Source organism: Alcanivorax sp. (assembly GCF_051117345.1).
Taxonomy (GTDB): Bacteria; Pseudomonadota; Gammaproteobacteria; order Pseudomonadales; family Alcanivoracaceae; genus Alcanivorax.
Genome location: NZ_JBNPEC010000191.1, coordinates 1 through 19,574 on the forward strand (window position 1 = coordinate 1; position 19,574 = coordinate 19,574).

Consider the following 19,574-nt stretch of genomic DNA (forward strand, 5'->3'; position numbering starts at 1 on the left):
TTTCTGGCTGCCGACGATCTTGCGGCTCAGCGGCTTGTCCATCTTGTGGCACTGCTGGCTGAGCCCGTCGTGGCTGATGGCCTGGCTGATGTTCTTGCCGTTGGCATCGAGCAGATGGCGAAGCACCGTGGTGGGCAGGAAGCGGTCTGCCTGCAGGTATTTGGGCGCCACCGCGTCAATGGTGTAGATGGCCTCGATCAGCAGGGTGCCGGGATTGATCTTGGGATTCTTCAACAGGCTGACGGCGGCCTTGCCACGGTGCTCGGTGAGCAGCATTTCCAGGCTGCCGGTGACCATGGGGTGTTCCCAGGTGAGGAACTGCATGTCATCCCGGGCCAGGGCGATGGCCCGGCTGTCGGTCATGGTGATGCCTTCTTCCGGCAGCCCCGGGAAGGCATCGCGCATGTGCGCACCGGGTTTGAGGATCACTGCGGTATCGGAATGGTCTTCCTGGTCCACCCCATAGCGATCAAACACCCGCTGCATGAAGGGCAGGGGGCTGTCCTCGTCACAGTCGGCCAGCGCCTGTTTCAGCTGCTCTGCCCGCTCGCTGTCAAAGGAGCTCAGTTCCAGCAGACGATCGCGGCCGGTTTCCATCAGGGTATGCAGCTCATCAGCAACGGCGCGGGTTTCCGACACCAGGGCATCAATGGCGGTGTATTCCGGGTCGCCACACAGTAGTGGCTCCAGGGCATCGCGACTGCGCAGGTAGATATCGTGGCCTGCCGGGTTGGTGTGTTCGAACGCGTCCATGCCTTCGTGGTACCAGCGGAACAGCACTTCCTGGGCGTGGGCCTCGAAGTAGGGTACATGGATCTGGATATCTTCGGTCTGGCCGATGCGGTCCAGGCGGCCGATGCGCTGTTCCAGCAGGTCCGGATTCAGCGGCAGGTCCAGCAGTACCAGATGGTGGGCAAACTGGAAGTTACGGCCCTCGGAGCCGATCTCGGAGCAGATCAGCGCCTGGGCACCATCCACATCATCGGCGAAGAAGGCGGCAGCCCGGTCGCGCTCGATCAGGTCCATGTCTTCGTGGAACATGGCCACGTTCATGCCCAGCTTGTAGTTGCAGTGGGCATGCAGATCGGTGGCGGTATGGCGGTTGGCGCAGATCACCAGCACCTTCTCTTTGCGGTGCTGCTTGAAGAATTGCTCCAGCCAGCTCACCCGTGGGTCCAGGGTGCACCAGCGGTCGTCGTGGAACAGGGTTTCCGGGTGCAGGTGACCTTCCCGCTCCTCGTCGCTCTCGTAGTGGTACTCCTCCGGCAGCGGTAGTGGAATGCCATGCACGTGACGAGCCGGGAAGCCGGCAATATTGTGGCGAGTGTTGCGGAACATCACCCGGCCCGGGCCGGAGCGATCCAGCAACTCGGCGAGGATCGCCTCGCGCTGGTCTTCACTGATGGTCATGTCCGGCAGCAGGCGCGCTGCTTCGGCTTTCAGGTCCGCAGACCAGCTGGCCTCGTCATGCAGTTTGCCGGCCAGGCTGGCGATTTCCTGATAGTGGGTTTGTTCCTCGCGGAAAGCCTCCAGGCTCGGGTAGCGATCCGGGTCCAGCAGGCGCAGGCGCGCGTAGTGGCTTTCCAGGCCGAGCTGTTCCGGGGTGGCGGTGAGCAGCAGCAGGCCGCGCGCCTGGCGGGCGATGGTTTCCACCCGTTGATAGTCGTCGCTGGGGGCATCCGGGGCCCATTCCAGGTGGTGGGCTTCATCCACCACCAGCAGATCCCAGTCGGCGGCGGCGAGTTGATCGATATCGCACTCGGCGAGAAAATCGGTGCTGCACAGGATCAGCTGTTCACTGAGGAAAGGGTTGTCCCAGGTCTGCTGTGCGTCCTCTTCGTTATCCTCGTCCTCGCTTTCCGCCGCCGCTTTTTCCTCTTCGATAATCTGCGCCAGCATGTCCTTGATGCTGGTTTGCGGCTGCAGGGCGTTGAGCCGCTCCGCATCGAAAATGGAAAAATGCAGATTGAAACGACGCACCATTTCCACAAACCACTGGTGCACCAGCGGCGAAGGCACCACCACCAGCACCCGCTTGGCGCGACCGCTGAGCAATTGCTGGTGGAGAATCAGGCCGGCTTCGATGGTCTTGCCCAGGCCCACTTCGTCGGCGAGCAGTACCCGCGGAGCGAAGCGATTGGCCACCTGGTCGGCAATGTAGAGCTGGTGGCCGATCAGGTCGATGCGCGGGCCGCGCAGCCCCTTGATGGTGGACTGCTGTTGCTGGCAGTGCGCATTCAATGCATCCACACGCAGTTCGAACCAGCGGTTGGAAGACAACTGATTGGACAGCAGGCGATCCATGGCAGTGCTGAGGCGCAGTTTGTGGCCCAGATGGGTCTCCGGCACCGGCTGCACGTCTTCGGGCTGATTGAGCGGGTGGGCCATGTAGACCTTGAGGCCGTTGAGCTCGTTGACCTCGGTGACTACCAGCTCCAGCTCGTCGGCGGTGCGGATGGTGTCACCGGTGCTGAAGATCACCCGTGACAGGGGCGCATTATTGATGGCGTAGGTGCGTTCCTCTTCTACCGCCGGGTACTCCACGGTGACCAGTCGGTAATCCAATTCCTTGATGATGCCGAGGCCCAGTTCGGTTTCGGATTCGCTCAGCCAGCGCTGGCCGGGGGTAAAATCAGTCATTATCACTGCCGGTTGTTTCTTGGGGGGCGAATTATACGGGTTTGCGCCTGCCCCTTCGATGGGCTTATTGAATCTGCTTGCGAAACCAGCGGCGGGTGGCGTCATCGGCGGGGAAATAATGCTCAATGCGCAGCTCTTCCATCACCACATCCAGAGCGGTGCCGAAACTGGCCAGGGTGGAGAAACTGCGCAGGCGCTGGCCTGCCAGTTCGATTTCCAGGGCCAGCATGGGTTCTCTGCGGTCACCTGGCGGCTCCTGATGGAGCAGAGCCTCTACATCTGCCAGTTCACCCAGGCGTTCCAGCAGACGACCCAGTCCCGGGTCCGGTCGGGCCTGGTGATCCCGGTGCAGGCGTCGCAACAGAAAGCTCGCCACTTCCTCCCAGTTGACCAGAAACGGCCGGTAACCCTGAGGATGGAAAACCAGTTCCACCACATTGATGGTCTGCGGGAAGGGGCCGCGTTCCTGCATCATCAGGCCTGCCAGCTGTTGCTGGGCCTGATTGGCCATCAGCACATTCCAGTGGGCATCCAGCACCACTGCAGGGAAGGGATTGTGATTGACCAGCATGATCTCCAGCGCCTGCCGCACCGGCGCCATGGCGTCGCTGTCCAGATCGGTGTCGCTGAAGGCCGGGGCATAGCCGGCGGACAGCAGCAGCCGGTTGGTGTCCCGGCAGCTCAGCTCCAGCTCCATGGCCAGCCGCTTGAGCATAGGGGCACTGGCCTGGCTGCGGCCGGTTTCGATAAAGCTCAGGTGACGGCTGGAGACGTCTGCACGCAGGGCCAGATCCAGCTGGCTCAGGCGCCGCGTCTTGCGTAGTTCAGAGAGAATCTGTCCGGTTTGCATGGGCTCTCCTTGATTGGGCCCTTAAGCATGGAAGGGCGTCGCCGTCTTCACCATTACCTCTGAGGTAATTGTTCCTATTCCCTGGCCGGGAGAATCTGACCTGAATCTATCCTAACCAACCCGGAGGTGCATCATGCCCTGGACGTCTCTCAAAACTGCCCTGCTGTTCAATGCCGTCTTTTCTGCTGTCTGTGGAGGGGTGCTGTTGTTGCTCCCCAGCGCGGTGGCAGCCCTGATGGGTGATTTCAACCCGCTGATCCTGATGGTGCTGGGCGCTGGCCTGCTGCTGTTTGCCGTCGATGTTGCCTGGGTGGCCACCCGCAAGCCAATCTCCCAGCTGTTGGCGAAAATGATTACCACGGCGGATGTCGCCTGGGTGCTGGCCACGCCGGTGGTCATGATGGTGGCCGCTCCCTGGCTGTCCTTCTGGGGGCAGGTGCTGCTGCTGGATGTGGCTTTGCTGGTGGGGTTCTGTGCGCTGTGCCAGTGGCGCGGGCTGCAACGTCAACAACTGGCCTGAGCCGTTGCCTGGGCCAGGCAAGGGCCCCGGCTTCTTTGCCAAGGAAGAGACATCTCTCGCCATGGGCTGTTGACGCGTGGAGCGAAAAATTACGCTATCCTCGGTGAATCGTTATGAAGATGTACCGTTGTTATGGCCGATATTTTGCCGTTCAAAAAACCGGAAAAGAAAACCCCGCGCAAAGGCATGTGCCAGCATGGCTTTCACAAATGGGTGGTGTGCAAGGAAAAGCAATTCGATGTGAAGCAGGGAAAGCTGGTGACGGTGTACCGCTGCGAACGCTGCGGCAAACAGAAAGTGACGGCTCACTAGGACGTTCCATGCTGAAAATGAAAGCCAAGTGCGAGACCTGCCAGCGCTCCCTGCCGGCCCGGGCAGAAGCCTACATCTGTTCCTACGAATGCACTTACTGTGTGGATTGTTGCACCGTCCATGCCAGTCGTTGCCCCAATTGCCGGGGGGAACTGGTGCGCCGCCCCCGTCGCCAGGAGGCCAGCAATGAAGGCGGCTGAATCATTTTCCCTGCCTGCCGGTGCCGGTTATTCGCTTCCCCTGCAATGGTTTGCCGCCGAGTCGGCCTCGGCCTCGGTGATGGTGATGGCGGCGCTGGGCATGGGGGCGCGGTTCTATCAGCCCCTGGCTCTGGCACTGCAGGAAAAAGGCATCAATGTGGCCTTGCTGGAACAGCGCGGTCATGGTGACAGTGCCTGGAAGGCATCACGCCGTTGCGACTGGGGCTTTCGTGAGCCGCTGGTGAATGACATTCCCGCCGTGCTGGAATGGCTGAAGACAACGGCACCGGATCAGTCCGTTTACCTGATGGGGCATTCCCTGGGCGGACATTACGCCGCCATGGCAGCGGGGCTGTATCCCGATTTGGTGGACGGGGTGATCCTGGCGGCCTGTGGCAGCCCCTGGGTGGGCGGCTTCAGCGGTAAAACCGCACGGCAGCTGAAACTGCTCTGCAAACTGATTCCTCCCGCCTGTGCGCTACTGGGCTATTACCCCGGAAAACAACTGGGTTTTGGCGGTCGGGAAGCGCGTACCCTGATGACAGACTGGCTGGCGGTGGCGAAAACAAACCGTTATCAGGCCAGTGGCCTGAGCGAGGATCTGGATAGCGGCATCGCTGCCTATACCGGCCCGGTGCTGTGCCTGCGCATGCAGGATGATGTGTTCGCGCCCCGGGAATCGGTTCACGCGGTCAGCGACAAATTCATTCAGGCTGAAGTGGAGCACCGCGTTCTCAATGCCCAGGTACTGGGCGACAAGGCGGATCACTTTCGCTGGGCGAGGACGCCTGAAGCGGTTACACGGACCCTGGCAACCTGGTTAGATAGCCTCTGAAAATCATAATGTCAGCGCCTTGCTGGAGGGGCCCCTCTCCCTTGAGGGGAGAGGGTGAGAGACACCAAGGCTGACTCATCGCCCCAGCCTTGTTCCTGTCGAAAATATGATGACGTTCAGTCGGTTCAGTCCAGCACCATGATCGCCTGGCCGGCATTGATTTGCTGGCCTTCCTGCCGGGTGATGGCAACCACCTTGCCGCTTTCCGGAGCGCTGATCTCGATCTCCATCTTCATGGATTCCAGTACCGCCACCACATCGCCGGCGTTGACGCTGTCGCCCTCGGCCACGTTCAATTTCCAGATGCTGCCAGCCACCGGGGATTCCACCGGGGTGCCTGCAACCGACTCGGCGCCGTTGTCCGCATCCAGATCCTGCTCCGACTGGAAGTTGATCTGGCCGCTGGCCACCCAGCGTTGCAGCTCTTCATCAAAGGCCTGGTTGCGGGCGTCGGTGAAGGTGGTGATGCCCTGCTGGTTGTCATCCAGAAACTGCTGGTAGTCCTTCTGGCTGAAGGTGGTCTCTTCGATGCGAATCGGGTATTGGCCCTTGGGAAAATCCCGGCGAATCTGATTGAGCTCTTCGTGGCTCACTTCATAGAAACGAATCTGATCGAAGAACCGCAGCAGCCAGGGCTGATCAAACGCCTCGGTCTGCCGGTAGCGGTTCCACATCTGCAGGGTGCGGCCGACAAACTGATAACCGCCGGGGCCTTCCATGCCATAAACACACAGGTAGGCGCCGCCGATGCCCACGGAGTTTTCCGCGGTCCAGGTGCGGGCCGGGTTGTACTTGGTGGTAACCAGGCGGTGACGGGGATCGTAAGGCGTTGCCACCGGTGCGCCCAGGTACACATCGCCCAGGCCCATCACTACGTAACTGGCACTGAACAGGATTTTCTTGACCTCATCGATGCTGCCGAGGCCGTTGATGCGGCGAATGAACTCCAGATTGGAGGGACACCAGGGAGCGTCCTTGCGCACCGACTGCATGTATTTTTCGATGGCCTGATGGCAGGCCTCGTCATCCCAGCTCAACGGGATATGCACGATGCGTGAGGGCACTTCCAGATCGTCCTGCTGTTGCAGGGCGTGTTCTGCCTGGGCCAGTGTTTCCAGCAGATCCGCGCGGGGCAGCCGTAGGGGATCGAAATGAATCTGCAGGGAGCGAATGCCCGGGGTCAGTTCGATGACGCCGTCGAGTTGCTGTTCCTGCAGCCATAGCATCAGCGCATGGGCACGGAACCGCAGGCGCAGGTCCAGCACCAGCGGACCGTATTCCACCAGCAGGTAGCGGTCACCGGCGGCCCGGTAGACCACCTCCACACCGGCGTAGCTTTCGCTCAGGCGGTTCAGGATCGGGGTGGTGATCGGGGCCGAATTGGTCTGTTTTTCCGGTGCGCTCAGGGTGGCCACGCAGGCGTCTTGTTCCTCAGCCAGCGCATCCGCATCGGCCAGGCTGATGGCGGTAAAGCGCAAGGTATCACCGGCTTTCAGTTGCCCCAATTTCCAGCGGTCCGCCAGGATCACCGTGGCCGGGCAGACAAAGCCACCCAGGGAAGGGCCGTCCGGGCCCAGGATCACCGGCATGTCACCGGTGAAATCCACCGTGCCCACGGCGTAGGCGTTGTCATGGATGTTGGACGGGTGCATGCCGGCTTCGCCGCCGTCGCTGCGGGCCCAGGCGGGCTTGGGGCCGACCAGGCGCACGCCGGTGCGGCTGGAGTTGTAGTGCACCTGCCAGTCCGTGTTGAAGAACATGGCCATGTCGTCGTCGGTAAAGAAGTCCGGTGCGCCATGGGGACCGTAAATCACTCGCAAGGTCCACTGTTTGCCCAGCGAGGGTTTTAGCGTCTCAGGCACGACAAGAGCGCTGTCCGCGCCGTTATCGGGGGCAAAATGCAGTACATCCCCGGTACGCAGGGCGCGACCGCCATGGCCGCCGAACTGACCCAGGGTAAAGGTGCTGCGTGATCCCAGATACGGTGTGCACTGAATGCCGCCGGCAACGGCCAGGTAGGCACGGGCCCCCTCGCCAACCACCTTGCCCAGTTTCAGGGTCTGTCCCGATTGCACAGCGATGGCGGTGTAGCCGGGCACTGGATTGCCATCCAGAGTCGCCTGCATGTCCGCGCCGGTGAGGGCGATGCGGGTAGCCTGATTAAATTTCAGGGTAGGGCCGTTGAGAGTGAATTCCAGCCCCGCCGCATTTTCCTCATTGCCTAGCAGGCGATTGCCCAGGCGAAAACTCAGCGCGTCAAAAGGGCCAGACGGCGGCACGCCCACCGGCCAGTAACCGCTGCGGCCAGGATAATCCTGCACCGTGGTCAGGGTGCCGCCGGCCAGTACATCCAGGGTGAACGGCTGATAGCTAAAGTCATTCAGGTAGCGGGTGGTCATCTGCCCGTCAGCAAACATCGGGTCGGCGAGAATACTGCGCAGATAATCGCGATTGCTTTCGATGCCTTCGATACAGGTGGCCGCCAAGGTGTTGTCCAGGGAAGCCAGCGCCGCGTCGCGGCTGGTTTCATGAACAATCACTTTGCCCAGCATGGGATCGAACAGTGGCGAGACGGTGAGCCCGGCTTCAATCCAGTGATCAATACGCAGGGTGCGGCCATCGGCCTGGGGAAAAGTAACAGCGGTAAGCAGGCCGGCGCTGGGCTGGAAATCCTTGTTGGGATCTTCCGCATACAGCCGTGCCTGGATGGCATGGCCACAGGCAGTCAGGTTGGCGGCCAGGGTATCCAGTGGCGGCAACTCACCGGCGGCCAGTTTCAGCATCCATTCCACCAGGTCCACGCCATAAACCTGTTCGGTGACACCGTGCTCCACCTGCAGGCGGGTATTCACTTCCAGAAAATAAAAGGCGTTGCTGTCCTGGTCGAGAATAAATTCCACGGTGCCGGCGTTACGGTAGCTGACCGCTTCCATCAGCGTTTTGGCGGTGGCCTGCAGTTCGCTGCGCACCGCGTCGGGCAGGTTGGGTGCGGGGGTTTCTTCCAGCACTTTCTGGTGACGACGCTGGGCGGAGCAGTCGCGCTCGCCGAGGGTGACCGCACGGCCCTGGCCATCACCGAACACCTGCACCTCGATATGACGGGCGCGGGCGATATATTTTTCGATAAACACGCCATCGTTGGAAAAATTATTGGCGCTCAATCGACGTACCGTATCCCAGGCCTTGTCCAGACTCGCAGCGCTTTCGCAGATCTGCATGCCGATGCCGCCACCACCGGCGGTGCTTTTCAGCATCACCGGGTAGCCGACGCGGTCTGCCGCTGTCAGGGCCGCCTCTTTGTCGGTGAGAAGGTCGGTGCCGGGCAGCAGGGGGACGCCGGTGTTTTCAGCCAGCGCACGGGCGGTGTGTTTCAGGCCGAAGGTGTCCATCTGTTGTGGCGTCGGGCCGATAAAGGCAATGCCACGGGCTTCGCAGCCCTGCACAAAATCCGGGTTTTCACTGAGAAATCCGTAGCCCGGGTGCACTGCCTCGATGCCGTGCTGTTCCATCAGGGCAAACAGGGCATCCTGATTCAGGTAGGTGTCGCGGGCACCACCGTCACCCAGGCAGTAGGCCTCGTCGGCCTGAGTCACATGCAGGGAATCCCGGTCCGCTTCCGCGTAGACGGCCACGGCGGTAACACCGAGTTTTTTCAGGGTGGCAATAATACGGGTGGCAATGGCGCCGCGGTTGGCAATCAACACTTTGTTGAACATGGCGATGTCTCTTTGACGGCTGACGGGTCGTCCCGTCATTGCATTCTTTGGCCGCCGGGGTCGTCCCCGGGGAGGAGCGGATTGATCAGAATCAGTGGTTCCAGATCAGCACTTCAATGGGTGTCGGGTTGTAGCCGTTGCAGGGATTGTTCAGCTGCGGGCAGTTGGAGATCAGAATCACCGTATCCATACAGGCAGTCAGCTCCACATACTTGCCGGGCGCGGAAATGCCGTCTTCGAACGTGAGCCCGCCTTCGGCGGTCACCGGCACATTCATGAAGAAGTTGATGTTGTGGGTGATGTCCTGCTTGGCCAGATGAAACTCCGGGTGTTCATTCACGGCCAGCATCCAGCTGTCACGACAGGCGTGCATGCAGCGTTTTTCCAGGTCGTAGCGAACAGTGTTGCTCTCGGTGGCACAGGCGCCGCCCAGAGTGTCGTGACGACCACAGGTGTCGGCGACGATTTCCAGCAACGGGTTCATGCGATTGCTCATCAGCATGGTGCCGGCGGTGAGGTACACGTTGCCCTGTTCGCGGATGGTATCCATGGCGCTGTAGCGTTCGGCGGGATCCTCCGCGCGGTAAAACAGGGTGTCAGCGGCCTGGTTGCCTTCCAGATCCAGCAGGCGCACGGTCTGGCCTTTCTTAATGATACGGATGAAATAATCCCCGGCGGCGACCACTTCGCGGAAGCTGGCCTGTTCCGGTTGTCGGTGGCTTTCTTTGATCATGGTGAATCCTTTCTTGCCTTGGTTTTCGCGCCTCAAGCGGCGCCCCTACAAAAGAATTAAAGGCCCAGGTGGTACAGGCGATTGTTTTCGAAGGCGCGGGCATTTTCCGGGCGGAAATGTTTGCAGTAATCGTCGTCGCTCAGTGGCGGGGCTTTGAGCATCTCCACCTGTACCGGCTTCATCGGGTAGTCTGCCGCCGGATTCAGCGGATGCGGGCAGGTGTTCAGGATCACCAGGGTGTCCATTTCGAAGCGCAGGGTGACACTGGCGCCGGCCTTGGCGGCGGAGGCATCGAATAGCAGGTTGCCGTCATCATCGGCAGCCACTTTGGAAAACAGATTCAGGTTGGCGGCCATGTCCCGTTCGGTGAGGCCGTACTTGGCCAGCTCGGTGAGGAAGCTGTGCTCGCCGCTCAGGGTCCAGTGGTTGTGACAGTCCTGGTAGGAGCGCACCGCGTATTTTTCCTTCAGCGCTTTCTCGCTCAGGGTGCCACACACGGTGTCATGCCAGCCGAAGTCGTCTTCCACGATGGAGGCGAATACCCGGCCCATGTCCGAGTACAGACAGTTGCCGCGGGTAAGCTTGAAGGTGTGTTGCCCCTTGAGGCTGTCCGGGGCGTTGTAGCGTTCCAGTAGCATCTCCGGGTTGTACATCAGCACGGAGAGGTTTGCGCCACCTTCAACGTCGGTAAATCGCAGTTGCATGCCACGGCGCACCCGCAACGACCAGTGGGCGCTACCGGGGAGGGCGGTGGTGTAAAGACTCTCGCTCATCAGGCGCTCCTTACAGAATGTCGTGGAGAATGCGGCTGGTATTGCCGACGCTTCGATTAATGTTTGTCAGGGTGCCGCTTTCGCAGTCACCCACCGGCAGGTCATAGGTCACCCGGGCGCCATAGGCGCCAGGTGCCTGCGGGTCGAGACGCGGCTTGTCGAACACCCACAGCCGGGTGCCCAGGTAGAAGCCTTCGTTGATGTCATGGGTGATCATGAATACGGTGAGCCGCTGTTCTTTCCACAGCGACAGCACCAGCTTGTGCATGTCGGCACGAATGCCCGGGTCCAGGGCACCGAAGGGTTCGTCCAGCAGCAGGATGCGGGGTTTCTTGATCAGCGCCTGGGCCAGAGCCAGCCGTTGTTGCATGCCGCCGGAGAGCTCATGAGGGTATTTGTCCACGGCGTGGCTGAGGCCCACATTTTCCAGCATGGTCAGGGCGTCTTTTTGCAGTTGTTTGCGGCGTTTGCCGAAACTGAAGCCCAGCCAGCGGTTGTGCTGCAATTCGCCGCCCAGCATGACGTTTTCCAGGGCGGTCAGATGGTTGAGTACCGAGTAGCGCTGGAACACGATGCCACGGCTGTCGTCCGGTTCGCCGGGCAAGGGTTGGCCATCCAGCAGCAGTTCGCCACGGCTGGCCTGTTCGGTGCCCAGCAGCAGTTTCAGGAAGCTGGTCTTGCCGCAGCCGGAGGCGCCGACAATGGTGACGAACTCACCCTCCTGGACGGTGGCGTTGAGTCGCTCCAGCACCACCTGGTCGCCGTATTCCTTCCACAGGTTTTTCATTTCGATGATAGCCATTACCACGGATCTCCTTAATGAGCCTGTTGATGGAACCAGGGGTAGCGCCATTGCGAATAGCGACGCAGCAGAAAGTCGATGGCAAAGGCCAGCAGGGTGATCCACACCACGTAGGGCAGAATCACATCCATGGCCAGATAGCGGCGCACCAGGAAGATGCGATAGCCCAGCCCTTCGGTGGCGGCGATGGCCTCGGCGGCGATCAGGAACAGCCAGGCGGGGCCCAATGACAAGCGGACGGAGCCGATCAATCGCGGCATGAGTTGCGGTAATACCAGCCGAGTAATGATCTGCCAGGTATTGGCGCCCAGAGTCTGCAGCTTGATGATCTGTTCTTCTGGAATTTCCAGAGCACGTTGCTGTAGGTCACGAATCAGAAAGGGGGTAATACCGATGATAATCAGCATTACCTTGGCCAGTTCTCCCAGCCCGAAAATAATGAACAGCACCGGCAGGATCGCCATGGGCGGTACCAGCGACATGCCGGTCACCAGCGGTGACAGGGTAGAGCGGATATAGGGAATGGTGCCGTTGCCGATCCCCACCACCAGGGCAACCAGCGCACTGATGGCCACACCGATACCCAGCCGTTGCAAGCTGGCCAGGGTGTCGTTCAGCAACAGATAATCGCCGCTGCGTTTGCTGGGTTCGAATGCCATGCGTTGAATGGCATCCACAAAACTGCCCAGCGCCGGCAGCAATTTGTCGTTGGGGTTTTCCGTCAGGCGCGCATCGGAGGCCACCATATAGACAATCAGCAGCAGCACGAAGGGCAGCAGGCCCAGTGCCCAGGCACCGACACGTCCCGGTTGACGGTTGATCAGTTTTTTCATGGCAATTCCCGGTGATTGAATTCGCAACAGGCCGGACATCGCACGCTGGAGTGGTGCCTGCCAGCGTGCGACGTGCTTGCGTTGTTACAGCTTTCCTTCTGCTGCCATGGCCATGTAATCCGGGATAAAGCGCAGCGTGACATTGCTGTCGCTGCCATAGATGCCCGCCGGGGTTTCGATACCCACAAAGCCGGCGTCCGGGGCGCCTTCACCCAGCAGGCCGTGCTGGAAGGAAAACTCCGCCACCTTCTGCATGGTGTCTTTCAGTGCCGGGCTGTTGACGAAGGCCACTGCCTCGGCGGGCTGATAGAACATGCGGGTGGAATCCAGCTGGGCTTCATAGCCGGCCAGGTCGGTACCGGAGGCATTGGCCATGAAGGTACGGGCGGCCTTGCCGGTCTCATCATCGGCAGACATGGTGGCCATGATCTCGTACCAGGCCCCGGTCAGCGCCTTGCCGAAATCCGGGTTGGCTTCCAGGGTGTCGGTGTTGACCACCATCAGGTCGATGATTTCACCGGGGATCTGCGCGGAGTCGAACACCTTGTGGCTGTCCGGCATGGCGGTGATTTCGCTGAGCAGCGGGTTCCAGGTAGCCACGGCGGTGACACCCTTGGTGGTGAAGGCGGATACCAGGTCTGCATCCGAGGTATTCACCACGGTCAGGTCGCGCTCAGTCAGGCCCACGGTTTCCAGTGCCCGCGCCAACAGGTAGTGAGACACGGACAGTTCCACCAGGTTGACCTGCTGGCCCTTGATGTCGGCCAGTTTGTCAGTGCCCTTGAGGACGACGCCGTCGTTACCGTTGGAGAAGTCACCCACGATCAGGGCGGTGGAATCCACGCCGGCAGCCGCGGAGATGGTCATCGCATCCAGGGTGGTCGTGGTGCAGCCGTCGTAGGTGCCGGCGGGGGTCTGGTTGTAGGATTCCACGTAGTCGTGTCTGTTTACCACATACATGGCGATGTCGTACTTGTCGGCCCACTTGTCGACGATCTTCTGTTGGGCACCGTAATCCCACGGCATCCAGCCCACATAGATGGACCAGCAGACGCTGAAGGAATCTTTGGCCAGTGCGGTGACTGGCATCAGGGATGTGGACAGGACAAGTGCTGCAACAGCAGCGGTCTTACGTACGGTAAGGGTCATCTCGGACCTCCTTGGCTACGGACGATGAGGAATCCAATGACAACGCGGTCATCGTGTCCTCCCGGGCTTTTGTCCCGCCGTGTAACCTTCAGCCGCATGTGCTGCGAAACGACTGCAAGAAGGTCGACTGCTCTCGGACCAGGCATCGGCTGCGCGCTGTCTGTCGGCGCAGGCGACCGGAACCCTAGCGGTCTATTGGTGTTGCTTGTGTTTGAGAGCTTAATGGCAACGTGGCCATTCGATTCCTCTGCCAGAGACAAAGCAAAGGGGATGCCAAGTGGCAAGAGTGAGGAAAATCAGGGGGTTGGCGCAGGGGGAAAACAAATCGGGAAGAAAGGTGGGCAGTGACGGGGCATTGCCAACGACAATGCCCCCAACTGGTGCGGTTATTCTGCGTGGGGTTTATGTTCGATGAAATCCACCAGGGCTTTCCAGCTCACCTGGTCCGCATGGGCATCGTAGCCCACCGGCATCTCGAAGCGTTCCGCCACCGCATCCGCCTTGGGATTGGTGAAGCTGTGCTTGACGCCGGGGAAGCTGAGCAGCTGGAAGTCAGCGCTGGCCTCGGTCATTTCTTTCACAAAGCCGGTGACCTGCTCGGCGGGAACCATCGGGTCGGCCTGGCCGGTGGCGGCGAGAATGCGCGCCTTGATGTCACCCGGTTGGGCGGGAGTGTCGGTGCCCAGGGTGCCATGGAAGCTGGCTACACCGGCCAGGTCAGTACCCATGCGGGCCTGGTTCAGTACCACACCACCGCCGAAGCAGTAGCCTATGGCGAACAGGCGGCCTGCTTCTACCTGCTGCTGTTTCAGCATCATCTTGCGGGCGGCTTCGAAGCGGGCGTTCATCTTTTCCGGCTCGGCCATGGCGGATTTCATGAAGGCTTCCGCATCCTTTGGGTGGGTGGCCACCTTGCCGGTGCCGTACATGTCCACCGCCAGGGCAGTGTAGCCGGCCCGGGCTAGCATGCGGGCACGGTCGCGGGCGTAATCGTTCAGGCCCCACCATTCGTGGATCACGATTACCCCGGGTCCGGGTCTTTTCTGTTTGTCATTCAGATACATGACCCCGGTGCCCAGATCGTCGGGCAGGGTGACCTGGGTTTCAATGATGTCGCTGAACGCGGTCTGACTCATCATAAACAGGGATACCAGCAGCAGAAGCCGTTTCATTGGGGGTCCTTCTTGGTTATCAGTCGTGCCACACCCAGCGTAGCGGTTCGCCGAAATCGTCGTAGATCAGCTTGCGGGTGGGGCGGTTGGTGAGCCGTTGGCGGCGAGGTTTGTGCTTGCGCGCGTCAATGGCGGCGACCACCTGGCTCAGATCGGTGCGCTGGGGCTGGCGTGGGCCGTTGAACAGCACAGTCTGGTGCCCTTTCCCGTGCACAGGATCGGTACCACTGACGCCACGGGGGATCTCCTTGATCTCTCCCCCTTTGGACAGATAGCGCTCCATATCGCGCTCAAGCTGATGGCGTTGCTGTTCTTTACTGCTGCGAACCTTCACAGGACTCACCGCCGGGTAATAATGGGTGACCGTTCACAATATCAGCCTCTGCCGGGGGCATCTACCTCCTTGCCCAGGTCACCGGGTCAATGCATCGCGGATGGCCGCTTCCAGCTCACCACCGCGTGGCTCCGCCGTTGCCGGGAAATGGCGAATCAGAGAGCCGTCTGCAGCTACCAGGTACTTGTTGAAGTTCCAGCCCGGTGCCTGGGTGGCGGTGCCAAGGGCCTGAAATACCGGGTTGGCGTTGTCGCCCTTTACCGCACTGGTGGCGGCCATGGGGAAGGTGACGCCGTAGTTCACATAGCAGACTTCCGCGGTATCGGATTCGCTGTTCAGCTCCTGGCGGAAGTCGTCAGAGGGGAAGCCCACCACAATCAGCCCCTGCTCCCGGTAGCTCTGGTACAGCGCTTCCAGATCCTTGAACTGTGGGGTGTAGCCACACTGGCTGGCGGTGTTCACCACCAGGGTCAGCTTGTTGCGGGTCAGGGCACAGAGATCCAGCGTCTGCTGGGAATGCAGTTTTCTGACGGTGGTATTCAGGGCGTCGGCACAGCCGTCCGCCCCGTGAACCACGGGGGTCAGTAACAAAGCAAGCAGTAGACCCAGATAGCGCGCCATGATCATCTCTCCATGAAATTGTCTGCACAGGATTCACGAAAGCTGATCAAGATGGCGCGAAGGGGATCACATTATCGAGGGACGAGGGCGTCGCCATCGAAGTGCACCTGGCTCAGGCCGTGGCGCATGAAAGTGCGGATATTGGCGTGATCGGTGCCGTCCGGGTTGCCCTGAACGTCATGCCGATAGAAATGCCCGAAGCAGGCCAGGGTCTGGGCGTCTGACAGCTTGTTGAGTTTGGCGAAGGCAAAAATCTTGCAGGATCCTTCATTGCTGCCCGCCTCATTCACCACCTGGTCATCGCCACTGCCGTTGGTAAAGCGGGTCGGGGTGTAGGTGTAGTGCTCGGCAATTACCTCTTGCACCTGCTCGAAGGCGACGGCATCGGGTACCAGGTTCAAGGCAAACATCAGGGTTTGAAGGGAATTGCTCATGGGGCGTCCTGTTCCGGTCAGTGAAAGGCGGGAAGGGTAGCCGCATCACCGGAACAGGGGAAGGGGGGCGGAACCGAAGCGGCTATCTGTGGAGCTGCATTAGCGGGTGGCTCCGCCCTCTACTGAGAGACCGTTATTACTGCAACGTCGGGTCTTTCGGTAGCACCATGCCGGTGCCCTGCAGCGGGTCACAGTTTTTCAGCACGACCTTGCCTTCCAGCATGTTGCCCCGGGAATATTCCTGGAAGATGCACTCGTTGGTTTCCGGGTTGTAGTTCTGGATCCACAGGTTGTCGCCCTTCCAGGTGGCACCGATGTGGTACTGCTCTTCGGGCACCTTGATATTCATGGTGCCGCCAAAGCGTTTCACGAAAATCTGTTCCAGCCAGAAGTAGTAGGCCAGGGTCGCCACCAGCCAGATCACGGCGGCAATAATCAGTGCCGGCTTCCATTTGCCCAGCCGCACGCCGATGCCGAACAGGGCACCGATAACGAGTACTGCAACGAGAAACCAGTAAAGGTAGGTAATCATTTTTTCATCCTTGTTGTCTGAATCGTCTCTGGCATCATAGCAGCCAGTAAAAAGTGGGATGTAAAAACCATGCAAGAGTGGTGGGTGTATATGCTGCGCTGTGCGGACCAGACGCTGTATACCGGTATCAGTACCGAACCGGCCCGGCGTTTTCACGAGCATAATCACAGCCCCAAGGCCGCACGTTACACCCGTGCCCGCCGACCGGTACAGCCGGTGTTGCTGGTTCCCGCCGGCGATCGGGCCTCCGCCTCGCGGCTGGAAGCCCGGCTCAAGCGGTTGACCCGTAGCGAAAAACAGCAGTTACTGGCGAGCCTGCGCGACGACAAGCGCAAGGAACCGCTGTCATTCTGGATTGAAGGAGCAGAGAACCATGACACTTTGGCGTAGCCTTTTTCTGGTCATGCTGGCCGGCTGGCTCAGCGGCTGTGGCATCAACAACATTCCCACCTACGACGAACAGGTTAAAGCCGCCTGGTCGCAGGTGGAAAACCAGTATCAGCGCCGGGCAGACCTGATCCCGAATCTGGTCAATACCGTGAAGGGCTATGCCAGTCACGAGAAGGAAGTGCTGGTGGAAGTGACCCAGGCCCGGGCCAAAGTGGGTTCCATCCAGGTGGATGGCAACATGCTCAACAATCCGGAAAAACTGAAACAGTTCGAGCAGGCCCAGCGCCAGCTTGGTTCTGCACTGCAACGGTTGATGGTGGTGGCGGAACGCTACCCGGATCTGAAAGCCAACCAGAACTTCCTGGCGCTGCAATCGCAACTGGAAGGCACCGAGAACCGCATCAGTGTGGCGCGCCGTGATTACATCGCTGCCGTGCAGCAGTACAACACTGAAATCCGTACTTTCCCTGGGCGGCTGTGGCACAGCTTCCTGTACAGCGACATGGAAATGCGCGAGACCTACGAAGCCACCGCTGACGATGCGGACCAGGCGCCGGCAGTCAGCTTCGAATGATGCGCTTATTTACCCTGCTTATACTGCTTCTGTCGTCGCCCTTGTGGGCGGCGCCGGAGTTCCCTGAACTCACCGGCCGGGTGGTGGACAACGCCAACCTGATGACCGCCGCCCAGCGCCAGAGCCTGACCCAGGCACTGGCCTCGGCGGAACAGAACACTTCCAACCAGGTGGTCGTTGTAACCCTGGCCGATCTGCAAGGCTATGAGATCGCCGACTACGGCTACCAGCTGGGTCGCCACTGGGGCATCGGCAGCAAGGAATCCGATAACGGTGTCCTGCTGATCGTGGCTCCCAAGGATCGCAAGGTCCGCATTGAAGTGGGCTATGGCCTGGAAGGCGTGCTCACCGATGCGCTTTCCAGCGTCATCATCCAGCAGGAAATCCTGCCGGCCTTTCGCCAGGGTCAGTTCTACGGCGGTATCCAGGTCGGCGTCACCGCCATTCAATCGGCCATCAAGGGCGAATATCAGGGCGAGCGCCAACCCCGCGACAAACCCAGCGGCCTCAAGGCCCTGCTGATACTGATCGGCATGGTAGTGGTTACCTTTCTGCTGTCCTTTGGTGGCGGCGGAGGCCGGGGTGGCCGCCGTGGCGGCATGTTCCTGCCGGTGCCCATGGGCGGCTTTGGCGGCGGTGGTGGTTTCGGTGGCGGCGGCTTCGGCGGCGGCGGTGGTGGATTCGGAGGCGGCGGCGCCTCGGGAGGTTGGTAATGTTGCTGAACAAGAACGCACAGGAAACCCTGTCCCGCTCAATCGGCGAACAGGAAAAACGCACCGACGCGGAGCTGGTCACGGTACTGGCTCGCCAAGCTGACGATTACCGCTACGTGACCCTGCTGTGGGCAGCGCTGCTGTCCCTGCTGGTGCCGGTGGCCCTGTTGTTCCTGCCAGTCTGGCTGACCCCCTTTGAAGGCCTGCTGCTGCAATGGGGCGTACTGCTGGTGCTGGCGGTGCTGTTCCGGCTCAAGCCGGTGCAGTTCCGGGTGGTGCCGCGTCGTCTGCAACGGATGCGCGCCGCCGGTCTGGCCCGGCAGGCGTTTCTGGAGCAGGGACTGCACCGCACCCGCGGCGGCACCGGCCTGCTGATCTTCGTCAGCGAAGCGGAACACTACGTGGAAATCCTGGCGGACCAGGGCATTGCCCGTCATGTGGACGACAGCGAGTGGCAGACCATCGTGGATGCCTTCATCGCCCGGGTGAAAGCCGGCCGGGTGGCGGAAGGTTTCCAGGAATGCGTGGCCGCCTGCGGCGACAAACTGGCCACCCACGTGCCCGCCACGGAACAAAAAAATGAGCTGCCGAACCACTTGATCATGCTCTGACCGACGAATGGTTAACTGCTTCATTTTCCTGAGAAAAAGCCTGCCCTATGCAGGCTTTTTTCTTTTTAATCAGTCGGTTGCGTCACTTCGCATTTTCTTGAATATGAGCAAACAGGGTTATTGCACCGGGTAACGGCTTCCGGTAACAAGGTAAAGCAAAGGTAAAATGCACGAATAAAAAATACCGACACACCCCGAGAAAAGGGTGGACGGTCGTCACCTCAAAGCAGGGTCGCCATGGGCCTTGATGTAGCTGCTTTGAGACAGCGAGGAGAGAGACGATGAGACTGTTTCGCGAGAAGAGTGCTGCTGCCATCCCTCCGGTGTTGATCACCGAGTCCAACGACGTGGAGCGCCTCAAGGCCATCGCCGGCAACACCGCCGCTTTCGATCTGGGTGTCCAGGAAGTGGAGTGGGAAAACGACCTCCCCGATGATCACGGCTGCATGCGTTTGAAACTCAGCGGCGACTACTACTTCGTGATCCGCCCCTGAGAGCGTTGTTGATCGTGCGACATACCCCGATGCCTGCAACCGGAGTGCAGTAAACCTTCACAGGCGAATACCCTGACGCCCGCAGCAGCGTTTGTTCCTCTGGCATCCTTCCTGCCTCGTGATAAAGTCGTACCTGAATCTAACAATGATCGCAGGGAGCGACACATGAAAACCCCTTTGCTTGCTACCACCGCCATCCTCGGCGTCATCACACTTTCCACCCCTGTCTTTGCCTCTCACAGTGTCTATGGCGTCCTAAAAGGCGGCTGGACCGACCTGGATGACCGGGATATTCCCTCCGAAGTAGACACCACCGACTCCACCTTCTCGCTGCTC

At 60.3% G+C, this 19,574-nt stretch carries 22 protein-coding genes and 1 riboswitch; of the genes, 9 read left to right on the top strand and 13 right to left on the bottom strand.

All coding sequences use genetic code 11. The annotated features are described in order from the left end of the window. A partial coding sequence (gene rapA, locus ACFE0K_RS12140; protein ID WP_434536311.1) for an RNA polymerase-associated protein RapA occupies nt 1–2,640 on the bottom strand: 2,640 nt, incomplete at its 3' end. Between the two features lie 64 nt (nt 2,641–2,704). Beyond that, on the bottom strand, nt 2,705–3,490 hold the full coding sequence (locus tag ACFE0K_RS12145) for a helix-turn-helix domain-containing protein (protein ID WP_434536312.1): 786 nt from the start codon (nt 3,488–3,490) through the stop codon (nt 2,705–2,707). Nucleotides 3,491–3,623: 133 nt separating this feature from the next. Here ACFE0K_RS12145 and ACFE0K_RS12150 point away from each other — a divergent pair, with 133 nt between their 5' ends. The 4 genes from ACFE0K_RS12150 (at nt 3,624) to ACFE0K_RS12165 (ending at nt 5,357) form a co-directional block, all read left to right on the top strand. Beyond that, complete coding sequence (locus ACFE0K_RS12150; protein ID WP_434536313.1) at nt 3,624–4,010, top strand: hypothetical protein; 387 nt, start codon at nt 3,624–3,626, stop codon at nt 4,008–4,010. Nucleotides 4,011–4,142: 132 nt separating this feature from the next. Next, a complete protein-coding gene (locus ACFE0K_RS12155) occupies nt 4,143–4,322 on the top strand; it encodes a hypothetical protein (RefSeq protein WP_434536314.1) in 180 nt (59 codons plus the stop codon). Between the two features lie 8 nt (nt 4,323–4,330). Beyond that, entirely contained in the window at nt 4,331–4,522 is a 192-nt protein-coding gene (locus ACFE0K_RS12160; protein WP_434536315.1) for a DUF1272 domain-containing protein, read from the top strand. Beyond that, entirely contained in the window at nt 4,509–5,357 is an 849-nt protein-coding gene (locus ACFE0K_RS12165; RefSeq protein WP_434536316.1) for an alpha/beta hydrolase family protein, read from the top strand. The genes ACFE0K_RS12160 and ACFE0K_RS12165 overlap by 14 nt, the downstream gene beginning before the upstream one ends. A gap of 125 nt (nt 5,358–5,482) precedes the next feature. On the opposite strand, the gene uca is transcribed toward ACFE0K_RS12165, so the two are convergent. The 11 genes from uca to ACFE0K_RS12220 form a co-directional block, all read right to left on the bottom strand. Next, on the bottom strand, nt 5,483–9,073 hold the full coding sequence (uca, locus tag ACFE0K_RS12170) for an urea carboxylase (RefSeq protein ID WP_434536317.1): 3,591 nt from the start codon (nt 9,071–9,073) through the stop codon (nt 5,483–5,485). A 91-nt stretch (nt 9,074–9,164) separates the two neighbouring features. Further along, nucleotides 9,165–9,806 carry an urea amidolyase associated protein UAAP2 gene (locus ACFE0K_RS12175; RefSeq protein ID WP_434536318.1) on the bottom strand — a complete coding sequence of 214 codons (642 nt, stop codon included), beginning with the start codon at nt 9,804–9,806 and terminating at the stop codon, nt 9,165–9,167. A gap of 56 nt (nt 9,807–9,862) precedes the next feature. Further along, nucleotides 9,863–10,579 carry an urea amidolyase associated protein UAAP1 gene (locus ACFE0K_RS12180; protein ID WP_434536319.1) on the bottom strand — a complete coding sequence of 239 codons (717 nt, stop codon included), beginning with the start codon at nt 10,577–10,579 and terminating at the stop codon, nt 9,863–9,865. Nucleotides 10,580–10,589: 10 nt separating this feature from the next. Further along, the gene (locus tag ACFE0K_RS12185; protein ID WP_434536320.1) at nt 10,590–11,381 is read right to left on the bottom strand and encodes an ABC transporter ATP-binding protein; all 792 of its coding nucleotides are present in this window, start codon (nt 11,379–11,381) and stop codon (nt 10,590–10,592) included. Nucleotides 11,382–11,395: 14 nt separating this feature from the next. Further along, entirely contained in the window at nt 11,396–12,214 is an 819-nt protein-coding gene (locus tag ACFE0K_RS12190) for an ABC transporter permease (RefSeq protein ID WP_434536321.1), read from the bottom strand. An 84-nt stretch (nt 12,215–12,298) separates the two neighbouring features. Beyond that, nucleotides 12,299–13,363 carry a putative urea ABC transporter substrate-binding protein gene (locus ACFE0K_RS12195; RefSeq protein WP_434536322.1) on the bottom strand — a complete coding sequence of 355 codons (1,065 nt, stop codon included), beginning with the start codon at nt 13,361–13,363 and terminating at the stop codon, nt 12,299–12,301. Between the two features lie 56 nt (nt 13,364–13,419). Further along, a riboswitch (guanidine-I (ykkC/yxkD leader) is annotated at nt 13,420–13,562 on the bottom strand. Between the two features lie 187 nt (nt 13,563–13,749). Beyond that, nucleotides 13,750–14,535 (bottom strand): dienelactone hydrolase family protein, encoded by a 786-nt coding sequence (locus ACFE0K_RS12200; protein ID WP_434536323.1) that lies wholly within the window; start codon nt 14,533–14,535, stop codon nt 13,750–13,752. Nucleotides 14,536–14,554: 19 nt separating this feature from the next. Then, complete coding sequence (locus ACFE0K_RS12205) at nt 14,555–14,869, bottom strand: hypothetical protein (RefSeq protein ID WP_434536324.1); 315 nt, start codon at nt 14,867–14,869, stop codon at nt 14,555–14,557. 78 nt (nt 14,870–14,947) lie between these two features. After that, a complete protein-coding gene (locus ACFE0K_RS12210) occupies nt 14,948–15,490 on the bottom strand; it encodes a glutathione peroxidase (RefSeq protein WP_434536326.1) in 543 nt (180 codons plus the stop codon). Nucleotides 15,491–15,561: 71 nt separating this feature from the next. After that, entirely contained in the window at nt 15,562–15,924 is a 363-nt protein-coding gene (locus ACFE0K_RS12215) for a HopJ type III effector protein (RefSeq protein WP_434536327.1), read from the bottom strand. 136 nt (nt 15,925–16,060) lie between these two features. After that, nucleotides 16,061–16,456, bottom strand: coding sequence for a hypothetical protein (locus ACFE0K_RS12220; protein WP_434536328.1), 396 nt, complete (start codon nt 16,454–16,456; stop codon nt 16,061–16,063). Between the two features lie 69 nt (nt 16,457–16,525). Here ACFE0K_RS12220 and ACFE0K_RS12225 point away from each other — a divergent pair, with 69 nt between their 5' ends. The 5 genes from ACFE0K_RS12225 to ACFE0K_RS12245 all read left to right on the top strand — a co-directional run bounded on the left by ACFE0K_RS12225 (nt 16,526) and on the right by ACFE0K_RS12245 (nt 19,238). Further along, nucleotides 16,526–16,846 carry a GIY-YIG nuclease family protein gene (locus ACFE0K_RS12225; protein WP_434536329.1) on the top strand — a complete coding sequence of 107 codons (321 nt, stop codon included), beginning with the start codon at nt 16,526–16,528 and terminating at the stop codon, nt 16,844–16,846. Further along, nucleotides 16,830–17,420, top strand: coding sequence for a LemA family protein (locus tag ACFE0K_RS12230; RefSeq protein ID WP_434536330.1), 591 nt, complete (start codon nt 16,830–16,832; stop codon nt 17,418–17,420). Before ACFE0K_RS12225 ends, ACFE0K_RS12230 begins: the two co-directional genes overlap by 17 nt. Next, nucleotides 17,417–18,133, top strand: coding sequence for a TPM domain-containing protein (locus ACFE0K_RS12235; protein WP_434536331.1), 717 nt, complete (start codon nt 17,417–17,419; stop codon nt 18,131–18,133). The genes ACFE0K_RS12230 and ACFE0K_RS12235 overlap by 4 nt, the downstream gene beginning before the upstream one ends. Next, nucleotides 18,133–18,744: a TPM domain-containing protein gene (locus ACFE0K_RS12240; protein WP_272962094.1), complete on the top strand. Its 612-nt coding sequence runs from the start codon at nt 18,133–18,135 to the stop codon at nt 18,742–18,744. Before ACFE0K_RS12235 ends, ACFE0K_RS12240 begins: the two co-directional genes overlap by 1 nt. A 281-nt stretch (nt 18,745–19,025) precedes the next feature. Then, complete coding sequence (locus ACFE0K_RS12245; protein WP_434536332.1) at nt 19,026–19,238, top strand: hypothetical protein; 213 nt, start codon at nt 19,026–19,028, stop codon at nt 19,236–19,238. Nucleotides 19,239–19,574 lie beyond the last annotated feature (336 nt).

Excerpts from the sequence above, each read along its gene's own strand:
- ACFE0K_RS12145 (WP_434536312.1), bottom strand. The coding sequence starts at position 3,490 with ATGCAAACCGGACAGATTCTCTCTGAACTACGCAAGACGCGGCGCCTG.
- ACFE0K_RS12150 (WP_434536313.1), top strand. The coding sequence starts at position 3,624 with ATGCCCTGGACGTCTCTCAAAACTGCCCTGCTGTTCAATGCCGTCTTT.
- ACFE0K_RS12155 (WP_434536314.1), top strand. The coding sequence starts at position 4,143 with ATGGCCGATATTTTGCCGTTCAAAAAACCGGAAAAGAAAACCCCGCGC.
- ACFE0K_RS12160 (WP_434536315.1), top strand. The coding sequence starts at position 4,331 with ATGCTGAAAATGAAAGCCAAGTGCGAGACCTGCCAGCGCTCCCTGCCG.
- ACFE0K_RS12165 (WP_434536316.1), top strand. The coding sequence starts at position 4,509 with ATGAAGGCGGCTGAATCATTTTCCCTGCCTGCCGGTGCCGGTTATTCG.
- uca (WP_434536317.1), bottom strand. The coding sequence starts at position 9,073 with ATGTTCAACAAAGTGTTGATTGCCAACCGCGGCGCCATTGCCACCCGT.
- ACFE0K_RS12175 (WP_434536318.1), bottom strand. The coding sequence starts at position 9,806 with ATGATCAAAGAAAGCCACCGACAACCGGAACAGGCCAGCTTCCGCGAA.
- ACFE0K_RS12180 (WP_434536319.1), bottom strand. The coding sequence starts at position 10,579 with ATGAGCGAGAGTCTTTACACCACCGCCCTCCCCGGTAGCGCCCACTGG.
- ACFE0K_RS12185 (WP_434536320.1), bottom strand. The coding sequence starts at position 11,381 with ATGGCTATCATCGAAATGAAAAACCTGTGGAAGGAATACGGCGACCAG.
- ACFE0K_RS12190 (WP_434536321.1), bottom strand. The coding sequence starts at position 12,214 with ATGAAAAAACTGATCAACCGTCAACCGGGACGTGTCGGTGCCTGGGCA.
- ACFE0K_RS12195 (WP_434536322.1), bottom strand. The coding sequence starts at position 13,363 with ATGACCCTTACCGTACGTAAGACCGCTGCTGTTGCAGCACTTGTCCTG.
- ACFE0K_RS12200 (WP_434536323.1), bottom strand. The coding sequence starts at position 14,535 with ATGAAACGGCTTCTGCTGCTGGTATCCCTGTTTATGATGAGTCAGACC.
- ACFE0K_RS12210 (WP_434536326.1), bottom strand. The coding sequence starts at position 15,490 with ATGGCGCGCTATCTGGGTCTACTGCTTGCTTTGTTACTGACCCCCGTG.
- ACFE0K_RS12215 (WP_434536327.1), bottom strand. The coding sequence starts at position 15,924 with ATGAGCAATTCCCTTCAAACCCTGATGTTTGCCTTGAACCTGGTACCC.
- ACFE0K_RS12220 (WP_434536328.1), bottom strand. The coding sequence starts at position 16,456 with ATGATTACCTACCTTTACTGGTTTCTCGTTGCAGTACTCGTTATCGGT.
- ACFE0K_RS12225 (WP_434536329.1), top strand. The coding sequence starts at position 16,526 with ATGCAAGAGTGGTGGGTGTATATGCTGCGCTGTGCGGACCAGACGCTG.
- ACFE0K_RS12230 (WP_434536330.1), top strand. The coding sequence starts at position 16,830 with ATGACACTTTGGCGTAGCCTTTTTCTGGTCATGCTGGCCGGCTGGCTC.
- ACFE0K_RS12235 (WP_434536331.1), top strand. The coding sequence starts at position 17,417 with ATGATGCGCTTATTTACCCTGCTTATACTGCTTCTGTCGTCGCCCTTG.
- ACFE0K_RS12240 (WP_272962094.1), top strand. The coding sequence starts at position 18,133 with ATGTTGCTGAACAAGAACGCACAGGAAACCCTGTCCCGCTCAATCGGC.
- ACFE0K_RS12245 (WP_434536332.1), top strand. The coding sequence starts at position 19,026 with ATGAGACTGTTTCGCGAGAAGAGTGCTGCTGCCATCCCTCCGGTGTTG.